This is a genomic window from Romboutsia sedimentorum (genome assembly GCF_030131845.1).
Taxonomy (GTDB): Bacteria; Bacillota; Clostridia; order Peptostreptococcales; family Peptostreptococcaceae; genus Romboutsia_D; species Romboutsia_D sedimentorum.
Genome location: NZ_JASKYM010000001.1, coordinates 421913 through 447390, shown reverse-complemented (window position 1 = coordinate 447390; position 25478 = coordinate 421913). Strand labels below are relative to the sequence as shown.

Genomic DNA, 25478 nt, shown 5'->3' with positions numbered 1-25478 from the left:
GACTATTATACTCTAAATTTTATTTAGGGGCAATTTTCAAATGTAATAGGTGTGAATGGTCATTTTTTATTAATTTAAATATAGATTCTGCTATAATTTAGTTAATAAGTATTATATTAGGGGGTGATAGTATGATAAAAGCAATATTAGAAAATAAGTATTTAATTAAACCAATAACATCTTCTAATCATAGCGAAATTAAATATCTATATGATTTATGTTCTGACTATCATATAATGTGTAATGGCACAAATGCAACTGATGAGGATATAGATAATATTTTCAAATACACTGATAAAAAGACATTAGATGATTCGTTAACACTTGGAGTATATAATGATTTATTAATTGGTATTGTAGACATATTTAAAAACTATCCGAACAACGGAACTTGGATGATAGGTTTACTTTTACTTTCACCAAATGAAAGAAATAAAAAATTAGGTAAAGTAATCCACGAAGAAATAAAAGAATATGCTCTAAGCCAAGGAGCTGACACACTACGAATAGGAGTAGTAGAAGAAAATATTAATGGAAGAAAATTTTGGGACTCATTAGGATACCAAAAAGTAAAATCAACAACTGTAAGCATGGGAAATGAAAACCATAATGTAGATATATTAGCATTAACTCTTAAATAATTTTAAGGGTTTAGGACAGAGTATTTTATTTACTATGATTATTACTAAGGTTATAATTTAATTAGAGTTTAAGATTGTTATAATTGTGCACTTAAAATTGTTTATACATATGACCAAAATATTATACTATGAAATAGTGGAGGTAGCGGAAATGATAATAGACTTTAATAAGATTGATGAAAAGGTAATGCCAAATTTTCACAAGGGTGAAAAAGAACTATCGACTAAAATGTATACTGATGAAAATAATAAGATTATGCGTGGGAAGCTAATTCCAGGAGCGTCTATCGGATTACATACACATGAAACAAATAGTGAAGTTATTTATATTTTAAGCGGAGAAGGTAAGGTCTTATATAACGGGGAATATGAAGAAGTTAGAGAAAGTTCATGCCATTATTGCCCTAAAGGTCATGCACATAGTTTGATTAATGATGGTAATGAAGATTTGATTTTCTTTGCAGTTGTTCCACAACATTAAAGTTAGTTAAATGTATTGTCAATAAAAGAGCAATAGAGATAAAACTATTGTTCTTTTATGGTGCTAAAAAAAATAGCTATTTTAGTCGACATATGAGAAACTGTAAGTTCTGCTATAATTAAATAAACAATTATTATTAAATATATAGGGGGCATGTTATGAATCATAATGGAACAAAAGTAATAGAGACTGAGAATTTGATTTTAAGAAAATTTGAAATATCAGATGCAGAGGCTGTGTATAAAAATTGGGCAAGTGATTCAGAAGTTACAAAGTTTCTAACTTGGGGACCTATGGAAAGTGTTGAGGCTTCAAAGGGTGTTTTAAAAAGCTGGGTGGATGAATATGAAAAAGAAAATTTCTATCAATGGGCTATTGTATTGAAGTCAAATGGAAAAGAACCGATAGGAACTATAAGTACTGTGCGTCAAGATGAAGAAATAGGGATGGTTCATATTGGTTATTGCATAGGAAGAAAATGGTGGAATAAAGGTATTACTACAGAATCACTAAATGCTATAATTAAATATTTTATAAAGGAGGTTAAAGTAAATCGTGTTGAATCAAGACATGACCCACTTAATCCAGGTTCGGGTAAAGTAATGATAAAATGTAAAATGAAATATGAAGGTACAATGAGAAAAGCAGACATAAACAATCAAGGAATTTGTGATTGTGCTATGTACGCGTTAATAGCTGAGGATTATAATGGATAGTAATTATTTTAAATTACAAATAAAAGCTAATGATAAATAGTTTAATAGACATTTAAACTTGACTATTAAGAAAGAAAGGAGGAATTAGTGAGGGATTGGCATTTACAATAAACTCTCTTACTAAAGATAATATATGTTTAATAAAAAAAAGATAATTTCAATTAGTTTAATGATAATTCTAATTGTATTAGTTAGTCTATTAGTGGTTTTTAATAAAAGTACTAATAGTAATGTAAAACAAACTGCTGTTAACAATGAAAATTCTAAGTCTGAAAACCTAGAGGATTTAAGTATTCAACAATTAACAATACTTAGAGATAATGATATTGACAAAAACTTAGAAGATCTTAGTAATACATTTCAAAATCGTAAAGATGGAATTTTAAATTCTGATTTAGGATTAGTTGCCTTCTTTAATAAAAATTACAAAAACCTAACAGAAAAAGAGAAATTGATAAAACAAATCAAACTTATTGAGTATCTAAATTCTATTAATGAAATAATGGATTCAGCAGGTGATTACTTTAATGTAGTAAATAAAGATTACGAACTGAGTGAATATTTATTAGAAAATGGAAGAGATTCAGATACTACATCATATGAAAATCTAAAATTTTTAATTAATAATTTAGAAGACGTATCTAATTCTATTGACTATGATGTAGTTGATATATTAGAAAGTATTAATCCTTCAATAAAAACATCACTTTCAAAAAATCAAAAAGCATCTTTAGATAATGAGCTTAAAAAAATATCTTTAGATGATAATGGAAAATAGCTTAATAGACATTTAAATGTGACTATTAATAAAGAAAGGCACAATTAAAGAAAATATATGTTTAATAAAAAAAAGATAATTTCAATTAGTTTAATAAAAATATTAATCCTAAAAATTTAGAGGACTTAAATATTAAACAATTAACAAAAATTAGAGATAAGGATATTGACAAAAATTTAGAAGACCTTAGTAAATATGGAAAAGAGTCAATTCAAGAGCATAAAGATTATAAAGATGAAATTTTAAAATCTGATTATGGGTTAGTTGTTTTTATTAATTACCACTACAAAAATCTATCAGAAAAAGATAGGTTAATAAAACAAATTAAAATTATTGAGTATCTAAATTCTAAAGAAAATATAATAGATCCTTCAGGTGATTTCATTAGATATGCAAACGAGGATTACCAACTTAGTGAATATTTATTACAACATGGAAGAGATTCTGATTTTACATCATATGAAAATGCAAAATTTTTAATTAATAATTTTGAAGATGTATCTAATTTTATTGACTATGATTTAGTAGATTTAATATTAAAAATTGAACCTTCAATAAAACCATCTCTTTCACAAGATCAAATGTCATCTTTAAGCAAAGATTTTGAAAACATATTTGCAGAAGATAACTCAAATACAATTAAAAGCATAGTTAAAAAATTACAAAAATACATTAACGATTAAATTAATAATTTTTATATATTGAAAGCATAAAAATTGTACATAAATATATATGGAAGTATTATTTTCTATAAGTTGATGATAAAACCAAATCTACAACACAATAAAGGAGACATTTATTAATATGATAAGAAATCTAGAAAATAAAGATATAGATAAAATAATGGATATATGGTTAAAAAGCACTATAAAAGCTCATGACTTTATATCTGAGGAATATTGGAAAAATAGCTATAATACTGTAAAAGATATATACATACCAATAGCTGAAACATTTGTATATGAAGACGATGAGGATATAAAAGGATTTATAAGTATCATAAATAATGAATTTATAGGAGCACTATTTGTGGATGTAGATGCTCAAAATAATGGTATAGGAAAATGTTTAATAGATTATGCACTGAATAAATACAAGAAATTAAATTTAGCAGTATACAAAGACAACAAGAAATCAGTAGACTTTTATATTCATAGAGGATTTAAAATAATAAAAGAACAAGCTAATGAAGACTCTGCTCATAAAGAATATATAATGGAAAAAATAATTTAAAGATGTAGATACTAATATAGATAATGTAGGAACCAAAATAATTGATGAAGAGATAGCTTATCTTAAAATTAACAATATTCATAACTAATAGTTCATTTAACATGATATAATATTTACGTAAACATATTAAAAAGAACTTAAATATGGAGGAACATATGATAATAGGAGTGGTAGGTCCAATAGACTCGTCAAAGAAAATAAAAGAGGATTTGAAAAAAGTAAATCCTGACCTAGAAATAAAACAATACATAAGAGAAAAAGTAATAGATGCAATAGAAGTCATTGAAGATTGCGAAAAAGAATGTGATGGAATAATACTTACAGGCTGTGGGGTAGATGAAGCTATTAAGTCAAAGTATAAAATAAAAAAGCCATATACTTTTGTATCAAGAGGAGACAGCAGTATATTAAAGGCATTTTGGAATATACGAAATTCAAATATAGATTTAGACAAATTTAGTATAGATGTAGTAAACGAAGATATGGTAGATGAAGTTATCGAAGAAATTGGAATAAATCCAAAAAAAATTTATTATCTTCCATTTTTAAAAAATATAGATGAAGCAGATTATATAAAATGGCATATGGACTTATTTGAGAAAAAAGAAATAAATTTAATGATAACTGGATTTGAAGCTGTATATAATGAACTAAAAAGGCTAGGTTATCCAGTGTTTAAATTAGAACCCACCAAGTCTTTAGTTAAATACTGCTACAAAAAAATAATGACTCAACATGCTTTTAATAATGCTGAATGCTCAAAGTTAGCTGTAGAGATTTTAAACATATCTGATTATGATGAAGATATTAATAACTATTATAGCAATATGATAAAAAAGTCAGATATAAATAAGGTTATAGTAGAGTATGTTCGGTCCATAGACGGAGCTTTATTTCCTTTTGGTCGTAATAAATTTATAGTTTTTATAAATAAAGGAGCTATAAATAATGAAGAAAATTACAATAAACTTCATAATCTAAAAAAACATATTAAGTCTATAGGCTTTACCTTAAATATAGGGATAGGTCTTGGAAAAACTGCATATGAAGCAGAAAGCAATGCTCATAAGGCTCTTAAAGAATCTAATAATTCTAAAGGTAGAGATATATTTTTAGTTGATGAAAAAAATAATCTTACAGGTCCTTTAGGAAATGAGAATGAGATAAGCTATAGTATTATCAATAATGATGAAAATACTATAAACATATCACAAAAAACAAGTCTAAGTTGTGAGTATGTAAATAAAATTATGTCAATAAATAAATCTAGGCAAAGTAGTGTATATGATTCTAAAGAATTAGCAGGATATTTAGATATAAGCGAAAGAAGTGCTAGAAGGATATTACAAAAAATTATGGATGCAGACTTGGCTAGGGTTTATGGAAAAGAAAGCAGTAGAAATGGTGGAAGACCTAAAAGTTTAATAGAAATATTATTTTAAAAAGTCTAAATAAAAAAGTGAGTAGAAATTTACTCTTGATAAAGAAATACTCACTTTTTTATTATTTTATTAGTCTATAGTTTTATCAAGGTCAGCTAAGAAGTCTAGATACTGATCTTTAGTCATAACTGGAGTAAAGTTATCTAATATTTTCTTAGCGCATTTGGCATCATCAAATAATAAATCTATAACAGTCATAGCCATAGCCTTTGCAGGTACTAAGTATGCTAAGTCTTCATCAACTATTTCATATTCTCTAGTATGAAGGTTTCCACTTACTCCACCTATCATAGGGTGTAGAGTAGGCATTATGTGAGATATATCTCCCAAGTCAAATGAACCTGCGAAATCTCCACCGTCAACTATTTTGTTTTCTTCTATACCTAATCCAACTAAGTTGTTTGCAAATAAGTTGTCCATATCTTTGTAACGAAGTATTGGTAAGTATCCTGGTATTTCAGTTATTTTAACTTCTGCTCCAACTGCCATTCCACCAGCTCTTAGAGCATTGTTTATACTTTCATTGTATTTTACCATACCATCTATAGTTCTAGCTCTAACGTATGATTCCATTTGAACATCAGCAGGAACAACGTTTACTATATCTCCAGCCTTAGTTAAGATTGGATGGAATCTAACTCTTTCAGATTCTTTGAAAGTTTCTCTTAAAGCATTTACATTGTTTATAGCTAACATTGCAGCATTTAGGGCATTTATTCCTTCTGATGGAGCAGAGCCAGCGTGAGATTCTTTACCTATAAATTGAACCTTTTTACCTATAAATCCGTTACTCTCAGGTCCAACTAAAGCTTTATTTTCTCCCATATCTAAAGAGTGGAACATCATACACATATCTATATCATCAAAGTATCCTTTTTTAACAAGCTCTTGCTTACCACCAAAGTAAGTTATTTTACCTTCGTCCTTTAATTGTTGTCTATACTCTAACTGTATAAATTCCTCAGATGGAGTAGCCATGAAAGAAACTTTTCCATCTAAAGAATCTAATACACCACTTTTAACTAAACCAACTGCAGCTCCTAATAGACCGCCTATTTGTATATTATGACCGCAAGTATGAGACGCACCTAATTCATTTGAATCTTTGTGATCTTTACAAGATATAGCATCTAATTCACCTAGTATAGAAACGTGAGGTCCTTTTTTGTTAGCGTTTGCTACAGCTACACAACCAGTAACTGCTATGTTTTCTTCAACTTCAAGATTTAATTCTTCTCTTAAAAACTTAGAAACTGTTTCACTAGTTTTAAATTCTTTATATCCATACTCTGGGTTTTGGTAGATTTTACGACCAATTTCTAATATATTTTCTTTGTTTTCCTCAATTGCTTTTATAACTAATTCTTTTAATTGTTGTTTGTCCATGATAATGCCCCCTAAATTAAGATTTATAAGAAATGATTATATAACTCCTTGCATTTTTAAAACTATATGAGCTATAGATGCACAAGCGAAGAATATTGTTGTGAATACTACAAGCGATATTATTACTATTTTCCAAGACATAGCTTTTAGTTCTTGTATTTTGTTACCAACTGATATACCTGCAAAGGCTAAAAGTGGAGTAGTTATTGCCATAAAGTCTATGTTATTAACGTGCTTTACAAAAAAATCAGATGTAGGGCTAGATGGTAAACTAAGAAGTAACCCTAATATAGTTGCAAATCCAAATGCAGGGAAAAGTGATTTTGGAAATAAATCCTTTAACATCATAGCAACCATAGCTGCACATATCATTATAAGCATTCCTGGAAGAGCAGTTGTTATAGGTGTTCCAATACTTATCCTTTGTCCTACAAGTATCATTGCGCCAACTAATAGCATAACTAAAAGCTGATATGAACTTCTTTTTAAATTTATATTACTAAACATTGTTTAATGCTCCTCTCTTTGATTATGCTACTTTTTTCTTTTTATTTTTTCTACCTATTTTAGGCTCTAATATGTCATAAAGCTTATTTGTAAGTGGTAATGATATAAATACTAAGAATATAAGTCCTGTTATACTTGACATCATGTTACTTGTAGCACCATATGCTAATATAGTATCAGCCATTTCTGGAGGAACTACTGTCGAAAGTGAAGATGCTGCAGCTGTCATCATACTACCGCTACCAACTCCAGTTGCCATCCCAAGTGCGTAAGGGTGAAGACCTGAGTATATTGACACCGATCCTAATATAGAGAAGTATATTGTACCTAAAACAGTCCCGATTAAGTAAGTTCCAAGAACACCACTACCTTCTGGTGAATTTATTCCGTATTTTTCAGAGATAACTCCAAGTGAAGTTTCACGACTTATACTAGAAGTAGCACCTATTGCTTCTCTTTTAAACCCTAAAAGTAAAGCTAAGGGAAGTGCTATTAATGGTGCTAATATATGGCCAAATTCTTGAGCTAAGAAAGCTGGCCCTGCTGCTATTATTTTTTCTATGTTTGGACCAACTGTAGATCCATATTTAATACCTAATATTACTAGAGCTATACCAACTACTTCTCCAGCAATATTTATTTCTTTTTCCCCTATAGCTTCTTTTAAAATCTTAATTTTTTGACCAAGTAAATCTGGTGTTATTATAATTCCGACTAGTACTGCATATAGCATAGGGAAAAGCACTAAAGATACTGATCCAAATGTTAGTGTGAATCTACCTATAAATTCGCAAAGCATAACTATAAGTAATCCAACTATCATTAATTTTGTGAGATTTTTTCTATTTTCCATAACTCCTCCTAAAGTAAAATATTAATTAATGACATGTCATTAACGTGACTATTAATAAGATAATAGAGTAAAATGTTTTTGAAGTCAACAAGGAAAATCATTTTTTGACCAAAAATGTTTAAAAATGTAAAAAAGGTGTAAAGCTTTCTTATACTTTTTTAGCGAATAGATAATATGAAAGGTCAATAATAAATAATGCTTGAATATTTAGTATTATATGCTAAAGTATATTAAAAAGGGGATTGGCAAATGAAAAAAATATTATTTGTAACGGACTTGTATTACAACGCTAACGGTAGACGTTATTATGAAGAAGATTTATTTATAACTTCTAAGTTAAGAGAAAACTTAAAGCTAGTTATATGTAATCCAAAAGATATGGATTCATTTAATGATAAGTTTGATTTAACAATATTTAGGAATGCTGGACCTGCATCAAACTTCCCTAATGAGTATAATCAATTTAGAAATAAAATAAAAACAAAGAATCTTAAAACATATAATTCCTTTGATGGTAAGGGCGATATGAATGGCAAAGATTATTTAATCGAACTAACAGATTTAGATTATCCAGTGATTAGAACAATCGATAGAATAGATAACTTTGACAAACTACCTAAAGTTGATAAATACGTTATAAAACCAAAGGATGGTGCAGATTCAATTGGAATGGAATTTGTGTCTAAGGAAGAACTTTATAAAAAAGTCTCTAAAGAAGATAGAAATACACTTATTCAACCTGCTATAAACTTTGAATATGAGGTATCTTTTTATTTTATAGATAGAGATTTCCAATATTGCCTTTACGCTCCAGATAAATCAAAAAGATGGGAACTTCAAGAGTATAAGGCTACTGGTAAAGACTTAGAATTTGCTATGAAGTTCATTGATTGGAATAACATAGATCATGGGATTCAAAGAATTGATGCTTGTAGAGATGAAAATGGAAATCTTCTTCTTGTTGAATTAGAAGATTTGAACCCTTATCTTTCAATTCTTGAGTTATCATCAGAATTACAAGAAAAATTTATAGAAGCATTAAAAAAATCAATTAATAAGGTTTTAGAATCTAATTAAGTTAATTAGTTCTAAAATTTCACTTTAGGGCATAGTATAAGGAGCATTAATTAATAACGCTCCTTTTAACTATATTCATAATGTCTAAAGATAAAAAGATTATTTAAATTTGGGGAGACTAAGATTATGAAAATCACTGTAATACATGGGCAATTACATAAGGGGAGTAGTTACCACATAACTAACCAAATAATTAATAAAATACTAAGTGATGACAAAGAAGTTTATGAGTATTTTATGCCAAGTGATACCCCTAAATTTTGTGTAGGGTGTTACAAGTGCTTCAATGAAAGCGAGGACGATTGTCCACAAGCAAAAAAAGTGCAAAAGATTGTTAGGTCTATGGAGTTGTCTGATATTGTTGTTATTGATTCGCCAACCTATTGCTATGCAATGACAGGACAACTGAAAACTTTCTTTGACCATCTTGGGTATATGTGGCTTTCTCATCGACCAAAAGAAGCTATGTTTAATAAAGTGGGAATTGTTGTTTCAACAGCTTCAGGAGCAGGAGCGAATAAAGTCACAAAAGCATTAGCACAGCAAATGTTTTGGATGGGAATATCTAATGTAATTCAATATAGTAAGAGTGTAAATGCTTCAAGTTGGGAAACAGTTACTGACAAAATTAAAGGGCCAATTGCAAAGGACACTTCTAAAATTTCTATAAAAGCGAAAGCCAAAGTAGGTAAAGCAAGTCCAAACTTTAGGTTGAAATTTATGTTTACCATAATGAGAATGATGCAAAAATCAAATGATTGGAATATGGTTGACAAAAACTATTGGGAAGAAAATGGTTGGCTTGATAAAAAAAGACCTTGGTAAATAAAACAATAAATGTTATTTCTTTATCGCTAAACTTTACATATTCTCAAATAGTTGATGAAACATCATTACTTCAATAAAAATATAATATAGTTTTAAAATTATGAATATTACTTACGATTTAGACGTATTTTTGAGTATAGTTTAAATTACTTATTGAAAGTTAGTAGAGGATATATTATAAAATATTGAATTTTATAATATATCCTTTTTGTATTTTAGCTAATTATATTAAGGAGGAATTAAGATGAAAAAAATAATAAATTTAGTTATGTTAATCTTGTTATTAACTTTATCTTATCAGTTGGATGTAGTAGTGACTAAAAATTAAATGAATTAACTAAGGAAGAAAAAGTAGAGGATTTTGATTACTTTATAAATACGATGAAGGATAATTATTGTAACTTTGGTGCATTTTATAATAAATTTAATATAGAATATCTAGACTTATACGAAATTTTAAAGGGAAAAATAGAAAATAGTGATAATAATAAGGAATTTTATGATGTAATGAATTTTTCAATAAGTTTGCTTAAGGATGGACACACCAATTTAGCAGAGCTAAGTAATATAGATAATGTAGAAGCAAAAATAATTAATAAAGATATAGCTTATCTTAAAATCAATAGCTTTATGAAGTTTACTAATGAAGATGCTGAGAAAATAAAAAAATTATATAAAGACATCGATAATTATAACAATTTTATTATAGACATAAGAGGTAATGGTGGTGATGGCATAGGCGTTGACCCAATACTGTCTTCGTTACCAAATAGTGGTTTAGTTATAAGATTAACATGTAAAAGCCCAGTAAATATTTTATTTACTGGGTTTCATTTTAAGATATCTAAAACTTAATTACTTATTTAATTCAACAATAATATCATCTAATACTATTTCTTTTTTAGAACCATCATTACTTAGCTTAGAAACTATAGGTTTTTCTTTTCCATCAGCATCATATTCAACTCCACCGGAATTATCTTTTGTATTAATGCTAAGTTCTACAATCGGAGTTATTATAAGCTTAGTTGCATTTTCTTTTGGTTTTTCTAAAGTCTTGCTCCAAGTCATATTACCATATATATCTCCAGATCCACCATTATCTTGACCAGAATAGCTATTTCCTAAATCATCTTTTATTTTTATATCCAAATATGTACTATCCCACTTATCCAATATATCTTTTGAAATTTTTTGTGAGTATATCATACTCATAGACATAGGATTTATATTCAATTCTTTTATAGTAGCTGTTGCACCTTCTTTTTGAACACTTTGGTTAATAACTTGAGTATTTCCTTTTATAGCATCTAAAGTAATATCAAATTTCCAATGTCCTTTTATCTCTTTTGTAATTTTCGTATCTTTATTTGGTAAGATAAGTTTTTTAATATTTAATTGAAGATGTACTGAATCCCTTGGCTTATCAACAAAATTAGATATAGTCATGTTATATTGTCCTACATAAGTATTTTTATCAATTTTTACAACTTGTGAACTTCCAGTGCTACCTGTGTATTCATCTCCTTTTATTACAATCGAACGTCCACTAAAGGAAATTTTATCTCCTAAGTCTTTATCACTTTCTATAGTATAAGTTAAGTTTATTGTCTTTCCATCAAAGACAGCATCATTTACTGTTATACTAATTCCTTTGCTTTCCTTAGTAACATTAATTTCATTGGCATTTTCTTTGTAATTATCATATAATCCCGTTCTATCATTATCTAATGCTCTAAATATGTCGCCTATTATAGGGATGTTTTTTGCATATGAAGGAAATATTGTTCCAAAAGTTGCTGTAGCAATAACCCCTATGGTAGCTGCAACAATAGCTTTTTTCTTCCAATTATTTTTCTTTTTTATAGAATCTTTTTTTATAGAATCTTTTAATTTTCTTTTAACTTTAGTTTTTTCAATATAATTAACTTTTATTTCATCAAATTCACTTTCATCTATATCAACATCATTCAATAATTCATAGATATCCTTCATATTACATTACCCCCAATCTCAAATTTACTAATTTTGTTTTGAGTTTTTTCTTACCTCTGTATATTTTATTGTCTATACTAGCCTTTGTAACGCCAAGCTTTGAAGCTATGAGTTCTGATTTCATTCCTAAGAAAAACTTCATAATGAATATTTCTCTATCCATAGGCTCTAATAAATTAATAACTCTTATTAGCTCATTTCTTTCTTCGGTAGCAAGTATCTCATCTTCAACTAAATTATTATCGAATACATCAGTTTCTTCTAAGATAACTTCTGCTTTTTTTATCTCTTTTCGGTAATAATCTATCGCCTTAAACTTAGCAATCGCACATATCCACTTTTTAAAGTCATTCGTATCTCCTGTGAATTTTTCTGAATTGTTCCACACTGAAAGAAATACATCATTAATACACTCCTCTATTATGCCTTCATTTCTAAGAGGTGAAAGTACCTTGTACGTTACACCTTTAACTAAAGGCAAGTAAATATCAACAATAAAGTCTAAAGCGTCTTCTTTCTTCTTTTTTAATCTTTTTATATAATTTGTTTCATTACAACCCATATAAACCTCCTATATTTATTTCTAGTATTGAATAATTGCAAGTAAAAGCTTTTACATTATATATAACGAATAAAAAAATATTTATTATCACTTAATCTTAATTTTTTTATAAATAATTGATAAAATATATCATCAGTTATATATTTTATACTATTAGGATTTTTTATAATAGTTAGAAGAGGTCTTTTTTTATGTGGGAAATCGAAATATTATATAACTACAAGAATTGTTAGTCAAAAGGATAATATAAAAAGCCCTAAAATATAGTTGAATAGTTTTTTTGAGAATATAAGTGTTTTATATTATTGAAAAAAAATAAATGTTAGTTTTATATAATAAAGTTTGTTTTTCATTTAGTAAAACTCTAAAGGGGAGTGGATATGAAATTTCAAAAGGAATTTATATTAGTAGCATTGGCGTTAATATTGTATTGTGCTGCAATGTTTTTTGCAGATACATTTGGAATATATCTTCTTACTCCTATGTATATACTTATAGGAATTGCTACAGCTAGTTATTTTAGCGAATAGATAATATGAAAGGTCAATAATAAATAATGCTTGAATATTTAGTATTATATGCTAAAGTATATTAAAAAGGGGATTGGCAAATGAAAAAAATATTATTTGTAACGGACTTGTATTACAACGCTAACGGTAGACGTTATTATGAAGAAGATTTATTTATAACTTCTAAGTTAAGAGAAAACTTAAAGCTAGTTATATGTAATCCAAAAGATATGGATTCATTTAATGATAAGTTTGATTTAACAATATTTAGGAATGCTGGACCTGCATCAAACTTCCTTAATGAGTATAATTAATTTAGAAATAAAATAAAAACAAAGAATCTTAAAACATATAATTCCTTTGATGGTAAGAGCGATATGAACGGCAAAGATTATTTAATGGAACTAACAGATTTAGATTATCCAGTAATTAGAACAATCGATAAAATAGATAACTTTGACAAACTACCTAAAGTTGATAAGTATGTTATAAAACCAAAGGATGGTGCAGATTCAATTGGAATAACATAGATCATGGGATTCAAAGAATTGATGCTTGTAGAGATGAAAATGGAAATCTTCTTCTTGTTGAATTAGAAGATTTGAACCCTTATCTTTCAATTCTTGAGTTATCATCAGAATTGCAAGGTAAATTTATAGAAGCATTAAAAAAATCGATTAATAAGGTTTTAGAATCTAATTAAGTTAATTAGATTCTAAAATTTAGGTTTATGAACGTGTTAGAGCCAACTAAGATTTTTAATCCTTAATTGGCTTTTTTTTACTAGACTCCTTAAAATGTTTTTTAAGGAATAGTTAATACAATTTAAGGACTTTATTTGCACTCATATAGTAGTGTTTTGCTATTTTCATCAATAGGTAATGACTTATCAAATGATGAATAAAGTTTTGTATCAGTAAATCCAGCTTTTAATATTAATTTATCTAATTCACCTATATCATAAAGTCTAATTCTAAAATCCATTTCCTCACTTTGAATCAATTTATCACCTTCATAAAGTTCATAGATGCTAGGATTATATAGAACTTTACTATCTTCTTTAAAGTAACTTTTACTCTTTAATATTAATTTATATCCTTTATCTGTTTCAACACTGCAATCTTCTACATAGTCATCATGTGGAACTTGGTTATTTACAGTACTAGCAACAGCAAATACAAACTTTCCATTTTTAGTTAGTAGTTTTTTCATTTTAACTAATACTCTAAATACTTCTTCTTCTGTTGTAAATAATGACATTGAACCTGATGTTATAAAGATATAATCATATTTTTTATTAGTATCAAAATCATCAATGGATTTATGAAATACTTTGGCTAAAGGTTTTTTAATTAATAACTCATCTAACATTTCTTTAGATAAATCAAATCCTTGTATATCAAGCCCATTCTCCATAAATGGGACTAAGAATCTACCACTACCACACAAAGGTTCCAATATCGTACTAGCATTATTTGCATAAGATAAATAAAAATCTAGCTCATCTTTTGGTGCAACAGGGTGTAGGATTTCATACATTGTTGTACATAAGCTTCCATAATAATTTTTCATATTTTTACTCCTTTAATTTGTATTTTACTATTGGAACATAAATTTCCATTATTGTATCTACTCTTGAATGGCACCTCTCATCATAGAATTCAAAATCTATTTTACTTTCATCAAATTTGTATTCACTATTTTTAAACCATTCTTCAAAAATATATTTCCATGTACTTGAAATTAACTTTGCAAAATCTTTTTGTAATGAATCACTACTTGTATCTATAGGTGGTGTTGTAAAAACTGCATATTCTGCACTAGGTACCTCAACAGTAATCATATCATTAGTTACATTTTCAAAATTATCTACTTTAACTCCAAGTAAATATATAGCTTGGTAACTTTCTTTATCTGCTGGTACACATAATCCATATTCTCCATGTACTTTAGGTTTAAGAATCTCATACATTTTACTTTCTAAGTTCTCACCTTCGTAATGACTCCAAAATGATGCAATATCTTTTGTATAGTTTCCATCAGATATATCTGTTTGAATTCCATATCCGGCAACTCTAAATCCATCTTTTTTTATAATTTTGGGTTTCATAATATCACCATTAATTTTTAATGAATTTTCGCTATAAAATCCGTTGCCAGCTCGTTTTTTATATTGTGTAGGACTAAAACCAAACTCTTTTTTAAATGCCTTAGAGAATCCACCATGTGTCTCAAATCTATATTCTACTGCTATATCAATTACCTTCTTGCCTTTAAATAAATCAAGTGATGCTAAAGATAACCTTCTTTGTTTTACATAGTCCATCAAGCTAATCCCTCTAGACACATTAAAAATCCTGCAAAAATGAAATAGCGAATATCCCATTTCATCAGATATAGTTTTTGGTGTCAAATTTTCTTTTATATTTTTTTCTATATACTCAATACAATTTGACATAACTTCACTGTAATTCAATTTAAACCTCCTTATTTAAAATCTATATCCTTCGCTTTGTTAGTAAATGATTACTTATTTTAAGTTTTTTGCTAAATATATTATATTATCACATCATTATTTATTGGGTTTATCTAAAATAATGATATCAAAGAAATCTTTTACTTACTGTTCCAAAATTGCTATTTTAATCAATATAAATAACTTGATGTTAGTATAGTCATATAGATATGAATAATCGAACTAGTTATAATATAGTTAGATTAGAAAGGACGTGTCTAAAATGGCAAGATATACAAATGAATTTAGAGAGAAACATAAAGTGGCTTTATTGTGTAAAGTATTAGGTATTCCAAGGAGTACGTACTATTTTTTTAGGTACGAGAAACCTTGTAAATGGGATATTGAAAGAGAAATATTAAAGCAAAAAATCCAATCTATCTATGATGACAGTAATGGTGTATATGGTGCCCTAAAATTCACAAAATACTATCTAAGGATTTTAATATTAGCATAAAGAGAGTTCAAAGAATTATGCGTGAATTAGGATTAAAATCTGTGATAGTAAAAAAGTATAAGCACCATACTACCAAAGTTAAAGTAGAGGAAAAGGATAATATTTTAGATAGAAATTTTTCCACAAATACAATAAATGAAAAGTGGGTAGGGGATATAACTTACATACACACTATAAAAGATGGCTGGTGTTATTTAGCATCAGTCATGGACTTACATACAAAGAAAATAGTAGGCTACACCTTTGATAAGAATATGACAACAGATTTAATAATTGACATTGTTTATAAATAGAAATATTTTATTGAATAAAAATATATATTTACTAACTTAATCACTATTTTTTATAGAATATATATAATGTAGCATATTTATATTATAATAATGCTTAACAAATTGACTAGATACGTGCATTCCATTTCTTTTTGCAACATTTTGTGATGCAATATTATTATCACGAATTATAGAGTAAACTTCATCAGTCCCCAATACTGCAAAAGCATAGTTTTTACATCCAATGGCAGATTCTATAGCATATCCATTGTGCCAATATTTCTTTTTTAACAAATAACCAATTTCAAGTACCTGATTCCCATCACAATCTTGCATTGTTAAACCACATTGACCAATCATCTCATTAGTATCTTTTAAAATAACTGCCCATAATCCGAATCCATAGTCTTCATAGCGTTTTATTTGTCTATTAAGCCATTCTTGTACTTCATCATTAGTAAATGCATGTTCATAGGCGTACATCACTTCTTCATCCTGTAATATTTCACATAGTGAAGAAAAGTCAGTTTGTTCCATTTCTCTTAAATATAATCTATCAGTTTCAAATATCATTATTCGCACTCCTTTAAGTTACACTAATATAATAATACTTACATTAATTAAATTATAATATACTCTTTATTTTTCCTAAATCAGCACTACATAATATTTCTAAATTAGAAAATATTTTTTCTTTATCCCAATCCCACCACTTCAAATCTAAAAGATAAGATACTAAACTGTCATCAAATCTCCTACGTATTATTTTAGCTGGATTTCCTCCTACTATATGATACGGGAGCACATCTTTTGTAATAGTAGAATTAGCCGCTATTATAGCACCATCTCCTATTTCAATACCTGGCATAATAGTAACATTTTGACCTATCCATACATCATTACCTACAATGGTATCGCCTTTGTAAGGTAATTTAGCTAAATTAGGAGTTACTTTTTCCCAACCATTACCCATTATGTTGAATGGATATGTTGTTACACTATTTATTCTGTGATTTGCTCCATTCATTATAAACTCAACTCCACTAGCAATAGCACAGAACTTGCCTACTATTAACTTATCTCCTATAAAATCATAATGGTGAGTTACATGTTTCTCGAAATCTTCACATCCATTTATATCAGAGTAGTAAGTATAATCCCCAACTTGTATATTAGGATTTTTAATAGTATTTTTTATAAAACATACACTTTTAATATTTTCATTTGGATAAATATCCATTGGATTTGGACCTATATTTTTAGACATAAAAAAACCTCCTTTAAATTAAACTATTTTAAACGTTAAGGAAGATAGTATATTTAACCTATATTTAAAAAATAAAAATAAAAACACACATAAAAATATACACTTATTCCTAACATTAAAAATAGTATTTTTAGTAAACTTAATAAGCCTTCATAATAAAAGACCTTTTTAACTATTTTTAAATATTTTGTTTATAGAATAAGATTAATTGTTCATTTTTATGTATTCACCTCTTTTAATTTATTAAAGTAATTATATATTATTACTTACTTTCTTTCAATGATTATATATTATTACTCTATAGATGCATAAATTTATATTTGAACTTTTATTTAGCTAATAGATACATATAGCTTATAAGTGACATTATAGTTAAAATAACAATAGCAGTAAGAACTTTTTCAATCATAGTTCTTTGCGATTGATTGACGTCTATTACATAAAAAATTTTATTATCACTAGATGACTTACCATTTAATTTAGAAGAAGACCTAGATGAATATGATATTGAATCTGAAGATATTTTACTTTGGTACGTATATGTTGAATTTTCTATTGTTATGTTACCTTTGTGTTTTCTTTTAACATTATATGCAATTCTTTAAGCATATTAGATCCACCATCAAATTTTTCGATTGCCATTTTGTACGATTCTTCTTCACAATACCCCTTATCAATAAATTCATTAGATGATAATATTAAGTGTTCCTTTAATTCCTCTTTTAACTCTAGAACTTCACGAATGTTGTCATTTTTGTATGCTGTTTTTGCAATTTGATGAAATGATATTTCATAAATATAAAAAAGTATTGAAATATTATTTTGGATATGATAATATAAAATCATCAATTGAAAACGTATTCAAAAAAATGGAGGAAGACAGATATGGATAAACTAAACTTAGGAAAACTTACAACAGAAAGCAGAAATCAAGACACTTTAGATATAGATAAAATCTCAACAATAGAAATGGTAAAAAAAATAAACAACGAAGACAAAAAGGTAGCACTAGCTGTAGAAAAAGAAATACCGCACATAGCAAAAGCAATAGATGAAATAGTTGAGAGAATGCAAAGAGGTGGAAGACTAATATATATAGGTGCAGGTACTTCTGGAAGACTTGGAATATTAGACGCATCAGAGTGTCCACCAACATATGGAGTTAGTGAAGAATTAGTTCAAGGTATTATAGCTGGAGGTCAAGAAGCAATATTTAGAGCTAAAGAAGGTGCAGAGGATAGCAAAGAACTAGCAGTTATAGATTTAAAAGAAAAAAGTTTAAAAGAAAATGATACAGTAGTAGGACTTGCAGCATCAGGAAGAACACCATACGTTATAGGAGGTCTTGAATATGCAAATGAAATAGGAGCACTTACAGTTTCACTTACATGCAACAACGATTCAGATGTATCAAAAGTAGCTAGTATAAAAATAGCACCAGTAGTTGGAGCAGAAGCAATAACAGGTTCTACTAGATTAAAGTCAGGAACTGCACAAAAGCTAGTTTTAAATACGCTATCAACAGGAGTTATGATAAAACTTGGTAAGGTTTATGGAAACTTAATGGTAGATGTAAAGTCATCAAATGAAAAGTTAGTAGAAAGAGCTAAAAAGATAGTAGCAGATGCAACAGGTGTTAGTATAAGTAAAGCAACTTTAGTTTTAGATGAAACAGGTTTTGATGTTAAGTTAGCTATATTTATGATTTTATCAAATCTAAAAAAAGAAGAAGCAAAAGCTAAGTTACAAGAGTCTAGAGGATATATAGCTAAAGCTTTAAAAATTTAAGTTTAAACAAAAAATTGATTGGGGGTATCAAAATGTCAAATCAAGAAATTGCTAAAAACCTAATACAGTTAGTTGGAGGAAAAGAAAACATAGCATCTGCACAAAATTGTATGACACGTTGTAGACTAGAAATTATAGATTATTCAAAAGTGGATATGGAAGAAATAAAAAAGTCAGAAGGTGCTTTAGGTGTTGTTAAAGCACAAGGACAGTTACAAGTTATTTATGGACCAGGAAAAGTTAATAAGATAACTGATGAGTTAAACAAGATATTAGGAAAAAGAGTAGCACTAGGAGAAGATGCAGTAAGAGAAACTAAAGCAAAGTTACAAGAAAAAAATGATACAAAACTTAAAAATGCACTTAAAAAAATAGGTAGTATATTTATTCCCCTAATACCTTTATTTGTATCTTGCGGTCTTGTTCTTGCTGTAAATAATATAGCAGGTGTGTATTTTGGTGATGTTTACAAAACTACAACAATGGCTCAAATTATATCACTTGTAGGTAATGGAGTATTTGCTATATTATCAGTTTTAGTAGGGGTAAATGCTGCTAAAGAATTTGGTTCACAAATGCCTATGATGGGTGGTGTACTTGGTGGTATTTTATCATCACCAGCACTTGCAGATATAACTTTATTTGGAGGGAAACTAACTCCAGGTAGGGGTGGGATTATATCAGTAATATTAGTTGTATTACTAGCTTGCTTTATAGAAAAAATGTGTAAAAAAGTTGTACCAGATGTACTTGATTTATTTATAACACCTTTAGTTACACTTACACTTTCAGTATTAGCAGCACTATTTATACTTCAACCAGTAGGTGGATTTATATCAGATTCAATAGGAATAATAGTTGCACAAACTGTAGCATCTGATAATATGATAGTTTCTGTTGTATCAGGAACAATATCAGGAGCACTTTTCCTACCTCTTGTTATGACAGGAATGCATCAAGCACTAACACCAATACATGCTGATTTAATAGCTACTGTTGGTTCTACAGTATTACTTCCAATATTAGCAACAGCAGGTATGGCACAAGTTGGAGCAACAATAGCAGTACTTAAAAAGACAAAGAACGAACGTTTAAAGAAAACAGCTAAAAACGGATTGATACCAGGGTTTTTAGGAATTGGGGAACCTTTAATATATGGAGTAACATTACCTCTTGGAAAACCATTTGTTGGTGCTTGTTTAGGAGCTGGAGTAGGTGGAGCTGTAATGGCATTTTTCAAAGTTGGAGCAGTTGCACTTGGAGTATCAGGACTTCCACTTGCACTATTAATAGCAGATGGAAAGATGTTAGTATTTTTAGTAGGAGTTTTAGCGTCATATGTAGCAGGATATTTCTTTACAACAATGATAGGATTTGAAGATCCGATAGAATAATATAGTAAAATAAAAGGGTGATATGTGCATTATATTTAATGTTAGTATCATCCTTTTTAAGTAAGAAATACAAATTAAATAAAAAATATAATTATTAAAATAAAAATTTGGAGGATAAAGACATGAATTTTGGATTTTCAGTTTATTTTGGATTAGATAACACGAAGGAAGAAAATATAAAGTTATTAAAGGATGCACACAAATTAGGATTTACAAGGATATTCACATCACTTCATATTCCAGAGGCAAACTACGATGTATTAAAAGTAGAAGTAGCAGAGTTTTTTAAGTTAGCTAAACAATACAATATGGATATAATAAGTGATATATCTCCAAACACTTTTAGTTTCCTAGATTTAGATGATATGGACTTAAAAGGGTTAAGAGATATGGGAGTAAAAACTATAAGAATAGACTTTGGTTATAGCGAAGAAGAAATAGTTAAGATGAGTAAAAATAAATATGGAATACAAATACAGTTAAATGCTTCAACTATAACTAAAGGGTTTTTAGAGAACTTAGATAGATTTTCACCAAATTATGAAAATATAGATGCACTTCATAACTTCTATCCAAGAGTAGGAACTGGTATTAGCGAAGAACTTATGGTACAAAAGAATAATATGTTACATGAAAAAAATATAAAAGTAGCTGCATTTGTTCAATCGAATAATAGAAAAAGAAGCCCTATGAAAGATGGGCTCCCAACACTTGAAGACCATAGAGATGTAAATGTTAGACAAGCTTCTAATCATTTATTTGCACTTAAAAATCAATCTGTATTTATTGGAGATTCTCTTCCAAGTAAAGATGAATTAAAAGATTTAGCATCACTAAACCCTGAGGCAGTAGAACTAAGAATAAATACATTAGTTGATGATGAAGTTTGTTTAAGATTACTTAGAGAAACTTATAGTTCAAGAGTAGACTCTGCAAGAGATGCTATAAGGGCAGCTGAAAGTAGATTGATTCTTAATAATGATAAAATAAAAGCAATTAATACTGTGGATAAAGAATATGGGGATATAAGTATAGATAACGAGGGATACATGAGGTATATGGGCGAACTTCAAATTTTAACAACTAATCAAAAATCTGATGATAGAACAAATGTTGTAGGATTTATTTTACAGAATGACTTTTATCTATTAAAATATATAAATAATGGTAAAAAGTTTTACTTTAGGAAAATAAACTAAATTTAAAAGTTTAGATATATTTAGGATGTGAAATAAATGAATACTTTAGAGTATATAAAGCAAAGTTATGAAAACTTTACAGATGGGGAAAAATTAATTGCTAATTATTTGCTTTCAAATAAAGAAAGCATAATAAACTTATCGGCAAAGGAAATAGGGGATATAACAAATACATCAGCTGCAACAGTTGTAAGATTTTCTAAAAAATTAGGCTTTGATAGTTTAAATGAAATGAAGCTAAAGTTATCTATGAGCTTAAATGATAACGAAGGAACTTCTAACTTTGAATACTTAGACAAAGATTTAGAAACTAAAGACATAATCTATGGAATAAAAAATTCAATTGATGTAGTTATGGAAAAGACAGTTAAACTTATAAAAGAAGAAGAACTTGAAAAAGCTACAGATTTACTTATAGGTGCTAAGGATATATATATTTATAGTGTAGGGGTATCTGGTCTTGTTGGACTTGACTTTTATTATAAATTAAGTAGAATAAATAAAAGATGTATAGCGCATACTGATACGCATCTTCAAGTAACATCATCTGCACTTATGCAAAGCGGAGATGTAGCTGTGGCAATCTCATATTCTGGTAGCACAAGAGAGGTTTTAAAATGTGTTGAAAATGCTAAAAAACTTAATGTACCTGTAATATCAATTACAAAAGCTAGTATGAACAATGAACTTGAAAATTTATCTGATATAACACTTAAGATACCTTTTGTTGAAAAGTCATTAAGAGAAGGCGCTATGAGTTCTAGAATATCTCAGTTAGCAGTAATAGATATGTTATTTATAGGTATGGTTAAAAATAACCTTAAGGAAATAGAAGAAAAACTTATAGTAACAAGAAAAGCAGTTGAGGAACTTAAAGTTTAAATAAATTAAATGTTTTACTGGAGGAAGTTTTATGAAGAAGAAAATAGCCATAGGTATAGGGGTATTAATAATTTTAGGGCTATTTTGCTATTATCAAAACAACGATATACAAATTACAAATATAGACTTTAAAAATGATAAAATATCAAAAGAGATTGACGGTTACAAGATACTACAGATATCTGACCTTCACAATAAAGAATTTGGAGACGACAATAAAAAATTAGTTGAATTAACAAAAGAAGTAAAGCCAGATATAATAGTTATAACTGGAGATATAATAGATAGCAGAAGAACTAACACAGACGTTGCAATTAGATATATCAATCAAATTAAAAAAGTAGCACCGATATATTATTCACCGGGAAATCATGAAAGTAGAATTAGCGAATACCAAGATTTTGAAAATAGATTAGCTAAGCAAGGTGTAAATATATTAAATGATAAAAGTAAAAGCATAAAAATAAATAACGATAGTATAGACTTAATAGGTGTTAGGGATATTTCGTTTATACAAAAAGAAAACCGTAAAGAAGAACTTTCAAATATAATAAATAATCTAAAAAATAAAGATGATAGTAAATTAAGTATTTTATTATCACATAGACCTGACCTTATAGACTTATATGCTAAAGAGAGTATAGATTTAGTGTTTAGTGGTCATGCACATGGTGGTCAAGTTAGGCTTCCATTTATTGGAGGTATTTTAGCACCAGATCAAGGTTTATTTCCAAAATACACTAGTGGAATTTATAATAAAGACAATACTCATATGATTGTAAGTAGAGGTCTTGGAAATAGCCTATTCCCACTTAGGGTGTTTAATAAACCAGAGTTAGTAGTAACGACTTTGAAAAGTAAATAATTATATATTAAAAGATGAGCTTTCTAAATTAGATAGCTCATTTTTTAATATTATTAGTAATCATTTTTCTTAATTTTGAGTAATAATATCAAACTTAACGTGATATATATGTAATATAAGTATACAAATATATCACGTTGAAGGGAGAAATTATTTATGAAAGGGGTAAACAAGTATTCAATTTTATTTGCACTTTTTGGATTTTTAGGCTTTAAAGATTTAAACGGTGACCCACTAGGGCTTTTATATTTTGGGTTCTTTGGTAATTTATCTGTCTATTGGTGGTGCAAGTTAGGTAGTTGTGAAGATGAACGCTTAATTTATAATAAACATAGAGCAGGTTCCATAGCATTTTATACAGGGTTTGTCTTAGCAGTTGTAGCAAGTGTATTAATTAGGCTATATACATCAGATGTACTAACACTTTATAGGATGCAAGTATTAATAATATCACTTACTTTTGCAATGTCAGCTAATCTATGGGCATTTTTAACTTATAGATTTGATATGAAAGAATAGATAATATGACAACTTTTATTAGCCATTTAAAAAAATATCGCCAGTTTAATGGATTAACCCAAGAAGAATTAGCTAATAGGGTTAATGTTAGAAGAGAAACTATAGCCCGTTTAGAAAACGCTAAGTATAATCCTTCACTTGAATTAGCGGTTAGGATATCAAAGGAGCTTGATACACCAATAGAGAAACTATTTGTTTTTAGCTTTTAAATTAAATTCACTTTAAAAAATACCATTTTGTGTTCACTAAAACATTTGTCTTAGTGAATGCAAAATGGTATTAATTTGCAAATTTTTTATTAATTAATAAATATATTGACATTTATTCGGAAAATGTGTAATATGAAGTTAAGTTCATGTGAAGTTTGTTTCACATGAACTTAACTTCATATTATGTTAGGAGTGGTTTGCTTGGAAAATAAGTTTGTACAACGTATTATAGTATCAGTAATGCTTATTTTAATAGGTGGTATTGAAAAAATATTCAATCCATCATCAGGATTTGATTTTGGGTATTTAAATATATTCATAGGAGCAATATTTTTAATAATTTCTATGATTTCTTATATTAAATATCAAAATAATAAAAAAGAAATAGACAAGGAACTATCAAAAGAGTATGACGAAAGAGATGATTTAATAGATGGTAAAGTAGCTAAATTCACTTTAAGAATTTTAATATGTGTAATTTTTATTATTATGCTCCTCTCTAATTGGATTATGATTCAAACAAACGTTGCTTTATTTGCTATTTTAATATCTTTTATGATTATTGAATTTTTATCTAGAAAATATTATAACCATACTATCTAGTTAGGAGATATCTAATGATAAATCGAGTTAAAGAATTACGATTAGAGAATGGATTAACACAACAAGAATTAGCTGATAGAGTATGTGTGTCTTCAAGAACAATTATATCTTTAGAGAAACAAAAATACAATCCATCTGTTCTACTTGCATATAAAATAGCTTCAGTTTTTGGTTTATCAATTGAAGAAACTTTTATATTTGATGACGATGACAAATAAAAATAAGAAATGGAGAAATAAAAATGATTAGAGTATTATTTATAATATTTGGAGTATTACTAACACTTTGGGGAATACATAGAATGAAAAATGATGAGGCATTATTTGGAAAAGACCAAAAAAGTAAAAATATCTTCAATTTAATATTCATGGGACAAGCATCTGGAATAGGACAATTGTTAAGTGGAATCGCATGTATAATTATAGGGATACTATCTTTTATAATTAAGTAATAAAAAAGAGGACTTGATTTTTAAGTCCTCTTTTCATTATACTAAATAA

Annotated in this window: 34 protein-coding genes; 24 read left to right on the top strand and 10 right to left on the bottom strand. The window is 27.9% G+C overall.

Annotation, left to right across the window (positions count from 1 at the left end; genetic code table 11):
* Window positions 1–131 precede the first annotated feature (131 nt).
* The 6 genes from QOZ84_RS02430 (at window position 132) to QOZ84_RS02405 (ending at window position 5291) form a co-directional block, all read left to right on the top strand.
* A complete protein-coding gene (locus tag QOZ84_RS02430) occupies window positions 132–641 on the top strand; it encodes a GNAT family N-acetyltransferase (protein ID WP_284131371.1) in 510 nt (169 codons plus the stop codon).
* A 151-nt stretch (window positions 642–792) separates the two neighbouring features.
* Window positions 793–1122, top strand: coding sequence for a cupin domain-containing protein (locus QOZ84_RS02425; RefSeq protein ID WP_284131370.1), 330 nt, complete (start codon window positions 793–795; stop codon window positions 1120–1122).
* A gap of 158 nt (window positions 1123–1280) precedes the next feature.
* A complete protein-coding gene (locus QOZ84_RS02420) occupies window positions 1281–1838 on the top strand; it encodes a GNAT family N-acetyltransferase (RefSeq protein ID WP_284131369.1) in 558 nt (185 codons plus the stop codon).
* A gap of 133 nt (window positions 1839–1971) precedes the next feature.
* Window positions 1972–2616, top strand: coding sequence for a hypothetical protein (locus QOZ84_RS02415; protein WP_284131368.1), 645 nt, complete (start codon window positions 1972–1974; stop codon window positions 2614–2616).
* An 804-nt stretch (window positions 2617–3420) separates the two neighbouring features.
* On the top strand, window positions 3421–3849 hold the full coding sequence (locus QOZ84_RS02410) for an N-acetyltransferase (protein WP_284131367.1): 429 nt from the start codon (window positions 3421–3423) through the stop codon (window positions 3847–3849).
* A gap of 155 nt (window positions 3850–4004) precedes the next feature.
* Entirely contained in the window at window positions 4005–5291 is a 1287-nt protein-coding gene (locus QOZ84_RS02405) for a transcriptional regulator (protein ID WP_284131366.1), read from the top strand.
* 69 nt (window positions 5292–5360) lie between these two features.
* Here QOZ84_RS02405 and QOZ84_RS02400 read toward each other — a convergent pair whose 3' ends face one another.
* The 3 genes from QOZ84_RS02400 to QOZ84_RS02390 are packed head-to-tail and all read right to left on the bottom strand — an operon-like array spanning window position 5361 to window position 8037.
* Window positions 5361–6677, bottom strand: a complete 1317-nt coding sequence (locus QOZ84_RS02400) for an amidohydrolase (RefSeq protein WP_284131365.1) — start codon at window positions 6675–6677, stop codon at window positions 5361–5363.
* Between the two features lie 36 nt (window positions 6678–6713).
* Window positions 6714–7184 (bottom strand): hypothetical protein, encoded by a 471-nt coding sequence (locus tag QOZ84_RS02395; RefSeq protein WP_284131364.1) that lies wholly within the window; start codon window positions 7182–7184, stop codon window positions 6714–6716.
* 22 nt (window positions 7185–7206) lie between these two features.
* Window positions 7207–8037, bottom strand: coding sequence for a DUF3100 domain-containing protein (locus QOZ84_RS02390; RefSeq protein ID WP_284131363.1), 831 nt, complete (start codon window positions 8035–8037; stop codon window positions 7207–7209).
* A 249-nt stretch (window positions 8038–8286) separates the two neighbouring features.
* Between QOZ84_RS02390 and QOZ84_RS02385 the strand changes: the two genes are divergently transcribed.
* From QOZ84_RS02385 to QOZ84_RS02375, 3 genes are all read left to right on the top strand, one after another.
* The gene (locus QOZ84_RS02385) at window positions 8287–9114 is read left to right on the top strand and encodes a hypothetical protein (RefSeq protein ID WP_284131362.1); all 828 of its coding nucleotides are present in this window, start codon (window positions 8287–8289) and stop codon (window positions 9112–9114) included.
* A gap of 126 nt (window positions 9115–9240) precedes the next feature.
* Complete coding sequence (locus QOZ84_RS02380) at window positions 9241–9939, top strand: flavodoxin family protein (RefSeq protein WP_284131361.1); 699 nt, start codon at window positions 9241–9243, stop codon at window positions 9937–9939.
* Between the two features lie 384 nt (window positions 9940–10323).
* Window positions 10324–10797 carry a S41 family peptidase gene (locus QOZ84_RS02375; protein ID WP_284131360.1) on the top strand — a complete coding sequence of 158 codons (474 nt, stop codon included), beginning with the start codon at window positions 10324–10326 and terminating at the stop codon, window positions 10795–10797.
* Here the strand turns inward: QOZ84_RS02375 and QOZ84_RS02370 are convergent, their stop codons facing one another.
* Entirely contained in the window at window positions 10798–11937 is a 1140-nt protein-coding gene (locus QOZ84_RS02370) for a DUF4179 domain-containing protein (protein WP_284131359.1), read from the bottom strand.
* 1 nt (window position 11938) lies between these two features.
* Window positions 11939–12499, bottom strand: a complete 561-nt coding sequence (locus tag QOZ84_RS02365; RefSeq protein ID WP_284131358.1) for a sigma-70 family RNA polymerase sigma factor — start codon at window positions 12497–12499, stop codon at window positions 11939–11941.
* 380 nt (window positions 12500–12879) lie between these two features.
* Between QOZ84_RS02365 and QOZ84_RS02360 the strand changes: the two genes are divergently transcribed.
* The 3 genes from QOZ84_RS02360 to QOZ84_RS02350 all read left to right on the top strand — a co-directional run bounded on the left by QOZ84_RS02360 (window position 12880) and on the right by QOZ84_RS02350 (window position 13538).
* Entirely contained in the window at window positions 12880–13029 is a 150-nt protein-coding gene (locus QOZ84_RS02360; RefSeq protein WP_284131357.1) for a hypothetical protein, read from the top strand.
* 80 nt (window positions 13030–13109) lie between these two features.
* On the top strand, window positions 13110–13322 hold the full coding sequence (locus QOZ84_RS02355; protein ID WP_284131356.1) for a hypothetical protein: 213 nt from the start codon (window positions 13110–13112) through the stop codon (window positions 13320–13322).
* Between the two features lie 63 nt (window positions 13323–13385).
* Complete coding sequence (locus QOZ84_RS02350) at window positions 13386–13538, top strand: hypothetical protein (RefSeq protein WP_284131355.1); 153 nt, start codon at window positions 13386–13388, stop codon at window positions 13536–13538.
* Between the two features lie 304 nt (window positions 13539–13842).
* Here QOZ84_RS02350 and QOZ84_RS02345 read toward each other — a convergent pair whose 3' ends face one another.
* Both QOZ84_RS02345 and QOZ84_RS02340 read right to left on the bottom strand, forming a co-directional pair.
* The gene (locus QOZ84_RS02345) at window positions 13843–14580 is read right to left on the bottom strand and encodes a class I SAM-dependent methyltransferase (RefSeq protein ID WP_284131354.1); all 738 of its coding nucleotides are present in this window, start codon (window positions 14578–14580) and stop codon (window positions 13843–13845) included.
* A 4-nt stretch (window positions 14581–14584) separates the two neighbouring features.
* Window positions 14585–15484 carry an AraC family transcriptional regulator gene (locus tag QOZ84_RS02340; RefSeq protein WP_284131353.1) on the bottom strand — a complete coding sequence of 300 codons (900 nt, stop codon included), beginning with the start codon at window positions 15482–15484 and terminating at the stop codon, window positions 14585–14587.
* 262 nt (window positions 15485–15746) lie between these two features.
* Here QOZ84_RS02340 and QOZ84_RS02335 point away from each other — a divergent pair, with 262 nt between their 5' ends.
* Window positions 15747–15980, top strand: coding sequence for a hypothetical protein (locus QOZ84_RS02335; RefSeq protein WP_284131352.1), 234 nt, complete (start codon window positions 15747–15749; stop codon window positions 15978–15980).
* 41 nt (window positions 15981–16021) lie between these two features.
* Entirely contained in the window at window positions 16022–16273 is a 252-nt protein-coding gene (locus tag QOZ84_RS02330) for a DDE-type integrase/transposase/recombinase (protein WP_284131351.1), read from the top strand.
* A 36-nt stretch (window positions 16274–16309) separates the two neighbouring features.
* Here QOZ84_RS02330 and QOZ84_RS02325 read toward each other — a convergent pair whose 3' ends face one another.
* From QOZ84_RS02325 to QOZ84_RS02315, 3 genes are all read right to left on the bottom strand, one after another.
* Entirely contained in the window at window positions 16310–16825 is a 516-nt protein-coding gene (locus QOZ84_RS02325) for a GNAT family N-acetyltransferase (RefSeq protein ID WP_284131350.1), read from the bottom strand.
* Between the two features lie 52 nt (window positions 16826–16877).
* Window positions 16878–17519, bottom strand: a complete 642-nt coding sequence (locus QOZ84_RS02320) for a Vat family streptogramin A O-acetyltransferase (protein ID WP_284131349.1) — start codon at window positions 17517–17519, stop codon at window positions 16878–16880.
* Between the two features lie 558 nt (window positions 17520–18077).
* Window positions 18078–18365, bottom strand: coding sequence for a hypothetical protein (locus QOZ84_RS02315; protein WP_284131348.1), 288 nt, complete (start codon window positions 18363–18365; stop codon window positions 18078–18080).
* 39 nt (window positions 18366–18404) lie between these two features.
* Between QOZ84_RS02315 and murQ the strand changes: the two genes are divergently transcribed.
* From murQ to QOZ84_RS02265, 10 genes are all read left to right on the top strand, one after another.
* Window positions 18405–19307, top strand: a complete 903-nt coding sequence (gene murQ / locus QOZ84_RS02310) for an N-acetylmuramic acid 6-phosphate etherase (RefSeq protein ID WP_284131347.1) — start codon at window positions 18405–18407, stop codon at window positions 19305–19307.
* A gap of 32 nt (window positions 19308–19339) precedes the next feature.
* Window positions 19340–20701 carry a PTS transporter subunit EIIC gene (locus tag QOZ84_RS02305; protein WP_284131346.1) on the top strand — a complete coding sequence of 454 codons (1362 nt, stop codon included), beginning with the start codon at window positions 19340–19342 and terminating at the stop codon, window positions 20699–20701.
* Window positions 20702–20823: 122 nt separating this feature from the next.
* Complete coding sequence (locus tag QOZ84_RS02300) at window positions 20824–21900, top strand: DUF871 domain-containing protein (protein WP_284131345.1); 1077 nt, start codon at window positions 20824–20826, stop codon at window positions 21898–21900.
* A 36-nt stretch (window positions 21901–21936) separates the two neighbouring features.
* Window positions 21937–22782, top strand: a complete 846-nt coding sequence (locus QOZ84_RS02295) for a MurR/RpiR family transcriptional regulator (RefSeq protein WP_284131344.1) — start codon at window positions 21937–21939, stop codon at window positions 22780–22782.
* A gap of 31 nt (window positions 22783–22813) precedes the next feature.
* On the top strand, window positions 22814–23647 hold the full coding sequence (locus QOZ84_RS02290; protein WP_284131343.1) for a metallophosphoesterase: 834 nt from the start codon (window positions 22814–22816) through the stop codon (window positions 23645–23647).
* Between the two features lie 156 nt (window positions 23648–23803).
* A complete protein-coding gene (locus QOZ84_RS02285; protein ID WP_284131342.1) occupies window positions 23804–24166 on the top strand; it encodes a DUF3796 domain-containing protein in 363 nt (120 codons plus the stop codon).
* A gap of 5 nt (window positions 24167–24171) precedes the next feature.
* Window positions 24172–24375 (top strand): helix-turn-helix transcriptional regulator, encoded by a 204-nt coding sequence (locus QOZ84_RS02280; RefSeq protein WP_284131341.1) that lies wholly within the window; start codon window positions 24172–24174, stop codon window positions 24373–24375.
* A gap of 201 nt (window positions 24376–24576) precedes the next feature.
* On the top strand, window positions 24577–24978 hold the full coding sequence (locus tag QOZ84_RS02275; protein WP_284131340.1) for a DUF2178 domain-containing protein: 402 nt from the start codon (window positions 24577–24579) through the stop codon (window positions 24976–24978).
* 14 nt (window positions 24979–24992) lie between these two features.
* On the top strand, window positions 24993–25196 hold the full coding sequence (locus QOZ84_RS02270; protein WP_284131339.1) for a helix-turn-helix transcriptional regulator: 204 nt from the start codon (window positions 24993–24995) through the stop codon (window positions 25194–25196).
* A 23-nt stretch (window positions 25197–25219) separates the two neighbouring features.
* Window positions 25220–25429 carry a hypothetical protein gene (locus QOZ84_RS02265; protein WP_284131338.1) on the top strand — a complete coding sequence of 70 codons (210 nt, stop codon included), beginning with the start codon at window positions 25220–25222 and terminating at the stop codon, window positions 25427–25429.
* Window positions 25430–25478 lie beyond the last annotated feature (49 nt).